The following is an 11,070-nucleotide window of genomic DNA, read 5'->3' on the forward strand; positions in this document are numbered from 1 at the left end:
CTCCATACGCGATACCGGCATAGGTATCCCTTTGGCGCGGCAAGACAGCCTGTTCAAACCCTTTGTTCAGTTCAAAGGGCCAGCCAGTCAACGCTTTACCGGAAGTGGGCTAGGTCTTTCAATTTGCAAGAATCTGGTCGAGGCGCAACAGGGGACTTTATCCTTTACCAGTGAGCCTGGTATCGGATCGACGTTTTCCTTCTCACTCCCCATGGAGCCTTTTTCCGTCTCGGAAATCCCCCTCGGGGACGATCATGCAACGGTTGGTTTCGACTCATCTTTTGCCGGGGATTACCCGCTCGATATCCTGTTGGTGGAGAACCATCCCATTAGTCAGAAAGTTGCCTTGGCGATGTTACAGGCGTTGGGTTATACACCCGCCCTTGCGTCAGATGGTCTGGAGGCGATCAACGAGTGCATGACGTCGATTCCAGATATCATTTTCATGGATATCAATATGCCTGTTATGGATGGGTTAGCGGCCATCCGTAACATCCGCGAACTACCACTGGGCGATACGTGCTACATCGTTGCGTTCACCGCGAGCGCTTTTTCGAGCGAGATAGAACGTTTCAGGGCCGCCGGTGCCAATGACATTTTGACCAAACCGGCAAACTTCCAGGCCTTGACCCAAGTACTTCAGCGTGCAGCCAACTACCGGCGACAGCTCCAGGCCAGTACTCCGGTAGTGGATGCAATTTCAAGTTGAAATGGGCTCAGGGTACAAACGCCATTACGGAAACAGGAGAACCCGACCCCTCTTTGAGTCGAAGCACGCCAATGACCAGTGTCGTGCCTTTCGCAGGTAGCTGATCGAGATTAGTCAGGCACTCCAGGACAATGCCATCTTTGGCCAGAATCTGGCTGTTGGTGGCATAAACCGTATCCTGACCTGGATCAGCGCCATGTGTATCGATACCGACACCGGCGATTTGGCGTTCTTCAAGCAGAAACCGGGTCGTAGCAGCGCCCACACCGGGAAAGTGTGGGCCTTTCGCGTCTTCATTGATAAAGCGCTTGGGATCGTTCCACAAGGCTTGCCATCCCGTATAAAACAGCACAACAGAGCCTTGGGCGATGCGCCCATTAGCCTGTTCCCATTTTTCGATGTCCTGGACGCCAATCACATAATCCGGGTTATCCCGAGCCTGGGTTCGTATATCAATCACAACGGCCGGGCGCACCAGGGACTCTGGTTTATAGGCATCAATCCCGATGGCATTGGGGTGAAAACTATTGGGCGCGTTCATATGGGTAGCGCTGTGCTCGCCGATGCTGAAACGCCGCAGGTAATAACCGTCTTTTTCCTGTGAAGCCACCACGTCGAATGTCACTGGAGGGTCGTTAGGCCACAGTGGAATCGTCGTGCTAATGACATGGCTGAGGTCAATGACCTTTCGAAACTGAATACTCTGCATTCCTTTGACTTCCTTATCCTCTGCGAAACTTTTAGCGACGCCGACCRACAGCAAAGCGGCCAGTACGCCGATGGATACCCGTTTAAAACAGCTCTTGTTTTGCTTTGATTTCGCCATGACGATTGACTCCCCTTTGATCATTAAGGACTCCTACCCTCGAGCCCAGCTGTGGCTCCAGCCATTCTCTACTCCCTGTTCGTTGATCCTGAAGAGGTTTGTGTATTGGAGAGTATCAATATTGATCGTTTCAATGCATCACCGTAACCGTCCAGGCGCCCCACTATGCATCGACTCGCGGCACTTTACGCGGGTTGGCCATCCCGTTGCAGGACGGTTGCGATTTGATGGATGTGGTCGGACAGCGCTTGCGGAAGCAGCTTTAGATCTTCCAATAAAAATGGGCGACCCCAAGGTCGCCCATTTTTATATCCGAAACTTTTAAACAGCACCTCCCAAAGAAGGTGTTCGCCCAGTGTAATGGCCTTGGCAATCCATGCACCGGTAAAGAGCCCTGACACCGGGCGAACGGGAAGGATTTTAATAGAATTTGGCAGATATGTCCTCGTGTATAAACATGAAATTTATGCACGTAATATTTCGTAAGGCCCCGCTTACACAACGTCTACAAACTTCTTAAAATCACCAGTTCGACCATTAAAATTGATTGTTCTTATACAGCTATCCGCACAAGAACAATCAATACGTACAAGTAATGATCAGCTTGGGTGCCGGCTGGTCACTTTCAGCACATCGTTACAGGTCAGCACAACGCTCTGCCCTGCTTTCAGATCTTTCAATTTCACCGAATAGTGTCGCGCCGAGAACTCCAATTCAATACCCGGTCATCTCCAGATACCCCTGCCCGCCATGACTGCCGCTCAGCCGCACCGGCCCTTCCCAATAAGGAATGCGCAAGTCCATCCAGGCCTTGGGATTAAGGGCATCGATGGTGATTTCGAGGTGCTTGCCCGGGATGTTGATCGACCAGCGCACAGGCATCGAACGCCCGGCGACCTTGGCGGTGTCTTGCGGTGTGAGGCTGATATCGTCGGCGTGCAACAACTGCGTCTGCCCCTGAGCGTCGATCCAGGTGCCGGTGAGGTATGGCGCGCCGTCCTTTTGCCGCATGCGGTAGAGCATCACTTGCTCACCGCTGTCCAGGTGCAGGGAGAACCAGTCCCAACCGGTCTGGTTGGCGGTCAGCGGTTGGCTGCTCCACTCGCGGTCGAGCCAGGCCGGGCCGTTGACCGTGTAGGTTTTGCCGTCGATTTCGAGGGTGCCGCTGGCCTGGAAAAACGGTTGGCTGTAGTAGTACGACGCCTGGCCTTGTTCGGATTTCTGGCTGAAGCCTTTGTCTCCTTGAAGCACCAGTGGCCGGGTTGAGGTCAGTCGAAGCTGGTAGCTGAACGCCTTGTCGCGGGCGCTGAGTTGCAGGTCTGCCAGCGGGTTTTCGTCGGTGGCCTGACTGCTGAAACGCCAGTCATCGATCCATGCGTTGAACGGCTTAAGGGTCACTCCGGCCTGGCCGACACCGCCTCGGGCATAGCGTTCGGCGGCATGGTGTGCGGTGGCGGATGTCACGGCCGCGTGGCCCAGCCAGATAGTCTGATTGGCCCAGCCAGGTTGCTCGGGCGTCGCTTTCAAGGCGCTGCGAAACAGCGTCCATTGCGCGCCGAACTCGTGCCCCTGATCGTCCTTGAGGTTGGCGGTGACGTACCACCATTCGATGCGAAAGCCATCGTGGGCGCCGTGGTCCGCCGGGAAACTGAACACTCGCCCGGGCACCACCGGGGTAAATGCGGTGGCCTGATGGCCGAGGCCGGCGAAGCCTTTTTCCGGCGCAGGCGTGTTGTCGCAGCCACTCAGCAACGCCAGCAGCAACACGCAGATTTTAATCTTCATGAGCAAACGTCCGCAGCAGATCCGCCGGTTGCGTGCGATACAGCGAGTACAACGGCCACGCCGACGCGAGCAACGTGGCGAGCAAGGCCAGGCCCATCAACTGCAACAGTTGCAGCGGAAACACCCGTAGCGGCAAGCGCCAGCCGAAGGCCTGCACGTTGATCACCGTGTCCAGGCACCACGCCAATGCGATGCCCAACGGCAATGCCAGCACCAATGTCAGCACCGCGAGCAACCAGGTCTGCCCGAGGTTGAGCAGCATCAACTGTCGCCGCGTCACGCCCAGCGCCCACAACGGCGCGAGTTGCCCGAGGCGACTCTGGCTCTGGGTCAGCAGGCTGATGAACAGCGCCACGCCCGCGACGCAAAGCGTCAGGCTGTTGAGTGCGGCGGTGGCGGCGAAGGTACGCTCGAACACTTGTGTGGACCAACCCTTGAGCCGGGCCTGATCGACGATGCGGCTGTCGTCCAGGGCGAAGCGCGCTTGCAGCGCGGCCAGGAACGCGGGAATCGACGCGGGCTCGATGCGCAGATTGAAACGGCTGGGTGTCAGCTGCGGCCAGCCGCGCAGCAGGTGATTGATGTTGACCAGTAGATGGCCCTTGGGATTGCCGTAGTCGGCGTAGATCCCGACGATCCGTGGCGACCATGGACCGTTGGGCGTGGCAATGGTCATGTGATCACCCAGGCGCACCTTCAACCGCCGGGCCAGTTGTTCGCTGAGCATCAGCGCGTCGTCCTTGGCCAGTCGTTCCCAAGGGTCGTCGCCCAAGGCCTCCAGCAACGGCCAGTGCTGGCGATAGGTCGGGTGATCGATCACGCCGAAGACATCCGCCGGCCAGCCCTGTAACTGAATCGACACTTGCCAGTTGGGTAGCACCGCGCTGACTTGGGGTTGTTGTTTGAGCCATGTGTAAAGCTCTCGGGCCTGGGCCGGATTTTGCGGATTGACATACAACTCGGCGGTCAGGCGTTGTTCGAGCCAGTTGTTGAAGGTCTGGCGGAAACCGGCGGTCATGCTGCCGGCGCCGATGTTCGCCGCCAGCGCCAATAACAGCGCCATCAAGGCCAGGCTCAGGGCCGGCAACTGCTGACGGCAATCGGCGACAAACCATTGGCCGAGCACCGAGCGACTGCGCCGCAGCACCCGGTTGAGCACACTGTTCAACACCACCGGCAAGGCCAGTGCGGCGCCGATCAACAACGCGGCCATCAGCACGAAACCACTGCTCAGGCTGTCGCCGAACATCAACGCCAATACCGCGATCAGCGCAGCCATCGCCGCGACCCAGCCCTGGCGCCGCAACCAGCGCGCGTGGGCCTGATGCCAGGCTTGCGGATCGGCCAGCGCCAGTAACGGCAAACGCGCCGCTCGCAGCAAACTGTTGGCACCGGCCAGCAACGCGCCGAGCAGGCTCAGACCGATGCCGCTGAACCACCACAGCGGGCTGAGGCTCAACTGTCCCGGCACTTCGGCGCCGTACAAGCCGCGCAAACTGGCGGCGACGTCCGGCAACAGCACGCCGGCCAGCAGGTAGCCGCTGACCACGCCAGCGACACCACCGATCAACGCCAGACCACCCAGCTCGACGGCGAGGCCGGCAATCAACATTCGCGCACTGACGCCACAGGCGCGCAGGGTTCTGAGCAAGCCTCGACGTTGCTCCAGCGCCAGACCGATCGCCGCGTGGACGATGAACAGGCCAACCACGAACGACAGAAAGCCCAAGGCATCGAGGTTCAGATGGAAGCTCTCGGTCAGGCGTGCAAGATTGTTTTCTTCGCCGCTGCTGATGAGCTGGAGTTGGCCCTTGAACTGATCAGGCAGGGTCGCGGTGAAATCCTTGGGCAGCAACAGACGTGACAGTTGATCGGGCAATTGCAGAATTTGCTGGGCGAAGCCGATGTCCACCAGCAACACACCGGGGGCCATGTCGGGTTGGGCACGCAGTGGCGGCAAGGCGATGCCGCTCTCGGCCGTCGGTGTTTCACCTTCGTGCAAGCCCAACGCCTGCAAGGTCTGCGGCGAAATCCAGGTGCTGCCCGGCACCGTGAAGAACTCGACGACCTGCTCGATCGGCAACGACCGGCCGGCCACTGCGGAACCGGCCGGCAGCGACACCGGTTCGATACCCATCAACTGCAAGCGCTGGTCTTCATGGCCCTTGAGCGTCACCCGGCCTCGCAACACGGGCGATACCGGCCAACCCGCGCGACGCAGGTCGATAAACAATTGCTGAGGGAACACCCCGCCGCCGGGTGCGCTCAGGCTGGCTTGAGGTTCGCCACCGATCAGCTGACTGGCCCGTGCGTAGCTTTCCCGTGCCTGACTGTTCAGCGCTTGCACGCCGGTCAGCAGACTGGTGGCGAGCCAGAGCCCGGTCAGCACACTGAAAAATTGCACCGGATGTTGCCGCCAATGGCTGAGCAGCGCCCGCAATGTCTCGCGAAAAACCCGCACTTCAGCGCTCGTCCGCGCCAGCCAGACGGCCATTGTGCAGCACCACTTTTTCCGCCAGCCGCGCGGCGACCCTGGGGCTGTGGGTGACCATCAACAACGTCGTCGGGCTGTCGTCGAGCAACTCCAGCAGCAACTTCAACACCTCATCGCTGGTGGCTTCATCGAGGCTGCCGGTGGGTTCGTCGGCCAGCAGCAGTTTCGGTTGCGAGGCCAGCGCCCTGCCAAGCGCAACTCGTTGCTGTTGCCCGCCAGACAGTTGTTCCGGATAGCGCTGCAACAGATCCACCAACCCAAGACGCTGCACCAGATGCGCTTGCCAGCGCGGGTCGTGGCGTCCGGCCAGACGCGCCTGAAACGCCAGATTGTCCTCGACCCGCAAACTGCCGATCAGGTTGAACTGCTGAAACACCAGGCCGATTTCGGTGCGCCGCCAGTGGGCCAATTGGCCTTCGTTCATCTGTTCCAGCCGATGCTCGCCACTGCGAATGCTGCCGCGATCGACCTTGTCCAGGCCGGCGATCAGGTGCAGCAAGGTACTTTTGCCACTGCCCGACTCGCCCATCAACGCCAGGCTGCTGCCGGGTTTCAACGTGAGGTCGACGCCTTGTAATACCGGCAATGGGCCTTGGGGGGTGGCRTAGCTTTTGAAGACGCCCTGGACCGAAAGCATGAGAGGAGGCTCGTTGAAGGCAGTTGGCCTAGGATAGCGGACGGCAGCAAGACCGCGTTATCGTTTATCGCGAGCCTGCTCGCGATAAGGCCAGGCCATTTCATCAAAATCTCACTGCCCCACCGCCACACTCGGCACCACCGGCCCCGGCGTCACAATGCTCTTCAGATCGATGTACTTCCACGCAGGCACAGCGCCGAGCCGCGCATTGAAGCGATAGTTGAAAGTGAAGTCATCCGCCGTCGACACGCTCAACGGTTTGCCATACACCGCCTCGATCCCCGCCAGGTCATAGCCCATCAACTGCAACAACGTCGGGAAGATGTTGTAGTGACTGGAGCGGTCCTTGTTGGCCGGCAACTGCGCCTGCCAGTCCATCGTCTTCAAATCGCTGCCCGAGATCACCACCAACGGCACCAACCCCTCTTCCTCCACCGGGTCACTGCCACAGTGGGTGTTGAGCCCCGGGTTACCGCGCTCATGCAGATCCTGCCCGTGGTCCGAGGTGTAGATCATCAGCGCATTACGCATATCCGCCTGGGCGAAAACCCGTGAGAAGAACTCGCCGACATTCCACAGCACCGTGTTTTTGTAGGCATTGCGGTACAACACCCAATCATTCGGCTGCCCATTGAAACCCTCGCGCGTGCCCGTGTCCGCCACCTCGACAAACTGCCCCCGAGGCAAGGTCGGGCGATACGCCATAAACGCGTCCGGGTATTTGTCGTGTACCGGGAAATGCGCGCCGACCTTGTTGATCACCACCAGCTCCGGTATGCCGTCGTTGAGCAGATCGATCAGCTTGGCCGCCGCAGCCATGTCTCGCTCACGCACGCTGGTCTGGTCGAATTGCACGAACTCGTCGATGTCCTGCTTCTCGGCATTGCTCATCAGGTTCTGCAAGTTGCCGCCCGTGCGCTGGGCATCGATGTAAACCGTGCGCAGCCCGGCTTTTTTCGCGTACTGCCAGATCGACGGCAGTGTGGTGTTGATCCGCATGTAATCGCCACGGGTGCCGCCATAGCGCAACGTGACGTTGGTGTCGGCGCTGCAATTGGCGATGGACGCGGCGTAGCCGTAATTGAAGATGTCCACGCCCGGGTGTGCTTCCTTGAGGTTGCTGTGCACACCGAATGGCGTGTTGATGTCCAGGTAATTACCGGAAATGCTCTCGTCGATGATCAGTACGATGTCGTAACCCACCGGCCGATCGATGCGCGCCAGGCTCACCGGCTCGCGCGGGCCGACAACGTTGTGCAGCGCTTCATAGGTAAACAGATTCAGATAGGCCAACGGCGTGTACATGATCGGCAAGCCACGGGCGCCCTCGCCGGCCCGCACGAACAGCACGACACTGAGCAGCAGCACGCCGAGCACCGGTGCCGCCGCCAACAACGCCCCCGGCAACGGCAACCGTCGACGCGGCTTGAGCCCGATACCCAACAGCAGCAACAAGCCACTGACCGTCGCACTGATGATCGCATCGCGGTACTGGTAAGCCGCTTCCTGAATGAACCCACCGGAATACACCAGCGACACAAAGCTGCTGTAGGTCAGGTAACTGGCGGTCACGTGCGTATACACGTCAAAGAAAATCGCCGAGCCAAACAGCGCCAACGCAAACAAATGACGGACCAGTGTCTGACGAATATAGGCGGTCATGAACAGCGCGATCGTCAGCACAACGAACATCCCGCCATACAGCAACATCGGCAAACCGATGCCCAATGCCTCGAGACGATCGAGGTAATAGTCGTAGCTTTTGAGTAAATACAGAACCAGCAACAGTTCCTTGAAGTATCGGATCATGGTGGATGCAGTACCTCCATGGCTGCCATTGGCAAATGGAAACCAATGATTATCAGCCATTTTCTGACACTAGCACCGAGCCATGAAAGCGCAAGAAATGCCGGTTTTTTGCCAAAAGCGTCAAAAAAACATTAACTCAAATCTGACGCTTCAAAACGCCTGTAACCCTTGTAATACAGGCCTTTCGACCGTTTATCGTTTTCTTGAAACCCCTCAAAACCGCGACAAATCCAGCAACGGCAAGCACTTGATACCAAATAGCCCATGAAATCAGGGTTTCCAGCCCGCGCTACCCGTCATTTTGCTGACACGCTTTCCCAAGGCTGGGCTATACCCCTTTTGACAGTCTCATTTCAGTTACATCCACCGTCTTACGAGGCACGCCAATATGGACGTGAACGTATTGGGTACGTGTTGCGTCGGCCTCATCCAAGCTGCGGCATTGGCAGCTCCAGAGGCGCCACGATCATGAAGATACTCGTCACTGGAGCCGCCGGCTTCATTGGTGCCCATTGTGTGTTGCGGCTTTTGAGCGACGGGCATCAGGTGTGCGGGCTGGACAACTTCAATGACTACTACGACCCGCAACTCAAACATGACCGCGTGGATTGGGTACGCGAGCAGGTCGGCGATTTCCCCCTCGCAAAAGTCGACCTGGCCGATGCCGAGGCCCTCGACGCACTGTTTGAGTGTGAACAACCGCAAGTGGTGATTCACCTCGCGGCGCAGGCCGGGGTGCGTTACTCCCTGGAAAATCCTCGGGCCTACCTCGACAGCAATCTGAGCGGGTTCCTCAACATTCTCGAAAGCTGCCGTCACCACCCGGTCAGGCACTTGATCTATGCCTCGTCCAGTTCGGTGTACGGCGCCAACCAGCACACGCCATATTCAGTCAAAGACAACGTCGACCATCCGTTGTCGCTGTACGCCGCGACCAAAAAAGCCAACGAGTCGATGGCCCACAGCTACAGCCATCTGTTCGGCATTCCCTGCACCGGTTTGCGTTTTTTCACCGTGTACGGCCCCTGGGGCCGACCCGACATGTCGCCGATCCAGTTCGCCCGGGCGATTGCCGAAGGGCAGCCGTTGAAGCTGTTCAACTACGGCCAGCACCAGCGGGATTTCACCTACATCGACGACATCATCGAGAGCATCGCCCGCCTGGTCGAACGCGCGCCGCAGCCGGCACCGGACTGGAGCCGCGAGCAACCGGACCCGGCCAGCAGCATGGCGCCATGGCGCATTTACAACATTGGCGGACAGCAGCCGGTAGCGCTCAAGGACTACCTGGCACTGCTGGAAAAGCACCTGGGGCAAAAGGCCCTCGTCGAGTTGCTGCCCCTGCAACCGGGCGACGTGCTCAACACCTGCGCCGATGCCAGCGATCTGGCACTGGCCACCGGTTTCCAGCCACGGATAGAGCTGGATGAAGGACTCGGACGATTCATCGCCTGGTTCCGTGACTACTACCCACTGCGTAGCGCCCAYTCGCCATTCATGGCCGGGCTTTAGCGGAGGACTCTATGACTGGACATGAAAAAGGCATGTTGCTCGATCACATGCAGCATGATAATCGCCTGGATCCCGAGCACCGGATGCGCCTCGACAAGGCGATCCACGTGCAGGGTCACGGCTGGGTGACCGGCCGCAACGGCGGTCGGCCCTGGACCCTGTCGCGCACCAATCGGGTGCTCGCCTGCCTCGGTGCACTGGTGATCTTGCTGTTGATTTCCCCGGTACTGCTGGGGCTGGCACTGGCGATCAAGTTCAGCAGCCCGGGGCCGGTGATGTTCGTGCAACAACGCACCGGCTACCGCGGCCGCATGTTCGGCATGTACAAGTTCCGCACCATGGTGGCCAACGCCGAGGAGCTCAAGGAGTCCCTGCGGCATCTGAACAAGCACGGCGCCGACGCCATCGACTTCAAGATCGACAACGACCCGCGGATTACGCCCATCGGCAGCTTCCTGCGGCGCAGCAGCCTCGATGAATTACCCAACCTGATCAATGTGGTGAGCGGCGACATGCGCCTGGTAGGTCCACGACCCACCTCGTTCAATGCACGTCGTTACAAGGACAGCCACCTTGCACGCCTGAGCATCTACCCCGGCATGACCGGTCTGTGGCAGATCTCCGGGCGCAGCAATATCGACTTCGACCAGCGCGTTGAGTTGGACCTCACGTACATCGCCGAGCAGAGCCTGTTGCTTGATCTGAAGATTCTGTTGAAAACCCCCTTCATCGTGTTCAACGGCCACGGAGCGAGTTAAATGGACGGTTCATCGAATAACAGCCTGACCATCGCCAGCCCGAGCGAGTCCAACCTGACCTCGACCGTGCTCGACCTGGATCTGCGGATCCTTTTTCTGACCGCTGCCAACGCAGGCACGGGCACCACCACCAGTGCCCTGGCGCTGGCCACCCAATTGGCGTCAATGAGCAGCGGCCAAGTGCTGCTGGTGGACGCCAGCCAGTCGGCGAGCAACCTCACGCATCAGCTGGGGTTGAGCAAAGAGCGCGGCTTTCGCGATCTGCTGTTCAACGACTCCCCGCCGCTGCTGCAGGACTGCCTGGTGACCGTCTCCAGCCTGCCCTTCCACATCCTGCCGAACGGGCGGCACATCCGCGGCACCGAGCACCTGACCCGCGAACAACTGAGCCCGTTGCTCGAGCAACTGGGCGATCGGTATCGCTTCGTGGTGATCGACGGCGATGCGGTGTATGAGGCCGTCGACACCCTGGTCATCAGCACTTTGGTGGACGGCGTGATCATGGTGGTGCGCGCGGAAGACACCCGCTGGGAAGTGGCC

At 59.2% G+C, this 11,070-nt stretch carries 10 protein-coding genes; 5 read left to right on the forward strand and 5 right to left on the reverse strand.

Annotated elements, in window-relative coordinates; genetic code table 11:
* The coding region (locus AC1DLB_RS09320) for an ATP-binding response regulator (protein WP_477784910.1) at window positions 1-709 on the forward strand (709 nt) is incomplete at its 5' end.
* Window positions 710-716: 7 nt separating this feature from the next.
* Here AC1DLB_RS09320 and AC1DLB_RS09325 read toward each other — a convergent pair.
* The 5 genes from AC1DLB_RS09325 to AC1DLB_RS09345 form a co-directional block, all read right to left on the reverse strand.
* Window positions 717-1,559 (reverse strand): cyclase family protein, encoded by an 843-nt coding sequence (locus tag AC1DLB_RS09325; protein ID WP_477784911.1) that lies wholly within the window; start codon window positions 1,557-1,559, stop codon window positions 717-719.
* Between the two features lie 690 nt (window positions 1,560-2,249).
* Window positions 2,250-3,320, reverse strand: a complete 1,071-nt coding sequence (locus AC1DLB_RS09330) for a lipocalin-like domain-containing protein (protein WP_477743684.1) — start codon at window positions 3,318-3,320, stop codon at window positions 2,250-2,252.
* Window positions 3,310-5,781: an ABC transporter permease gene (locus AC1DLB_RS09335; RefSeq protein ID WP_477743821.1), complete on the reverse strand. Its 2,472-nt coding sequence runs from the start codon at window positions 5,779-5,781 to the stop codon at window positions 3,310-3,312. Before AC1DLB_RS09335 ends, AC1DLB_RS09330 begins: the two co-directional genes overlap by 11 nt.
* Before the next feature lies 1 nt (window position 5,782).
* Window positions 5,783-6,451 (reverse strand): ABC transporter ATP-binding protein, encoded by a 669-nt coding sequence (locus tag AC1DLB_RS09340; RefSeq protein ID WP_018925581.1) that lies wholly within the window; start codon window positions 6,449-6,451, stop codon window positions 5,783-5,785.
* A gap of 111 nt (window positions 6,452-6,562) precedes the next feature.
* On the reverse strand, window positions 6,563-8,260 hold the full coding sequence (locus AC1DLB_RS09345) for a sulfatase-like hydrolase/transferase (RefSeq protein WP_477743685.1): 1,698 nt from the start codon (window positions 8,258-8,260) through the stop codon (window positions 6,563-6,565).
* An 82-nt stretch (window positions 8,261-8,342) separates the two neighbouring features.
* Between AC1DLB_RS09345 and AC1DLB_RS09350 the strand changes: the two genes are divergently transcribed.
* From AC1DLB_RS09350 to AC1DLB_RS09365, 4 genes are all read left to right on the forward strand, one after another.
* Window positions 8,343-8,528, forward strand: coding sequence for a hypothetical protein (locus tag AC1DLB_RS09350; protein ID WP_477743686.1), 186 nt, complete (start codon window positions 8,343-8,345; stop codon window positions 8,526-8,528).
* A 200-nt stretch (window positions 8,529-8,728) separates the two neighbouring features.
* On the forward strand, window positions 8,729-9,772 hold the full coding sequence (locus tag AC1DLB_RS09355; protein WP_018925579.1) for an NAD-dependent epimerase: 1,044 nt from the start codon (window positions 8,729-8,731) through the stop codon (window positions 9,770-9,772).
* A gap of 11 nt (window positions 9,773-9,783) precedes the next feature.
* Complete coding sequence (locus tag AC1DLB_RS09360; RefSeq protein ID WP_018925578.1) at window positions 9,784-10,530, forward strand: sugar transferase; 747 nt, start codon at window positions 9,784-9,786, stop codon at window positions 10,528-10,530.
* Window positions 10,531-11,070, forward strand: a 540-nt coding sequence (locus tag AC1DLB_RS09365) for an AAA family ATPase (RefSeq protein ID WP_477784912.1), incomplete at its 3' end; no start/stop codon positions are given.

This window comes from Pseudomonas sp. 05N434 (assembly GCF_056396965.1).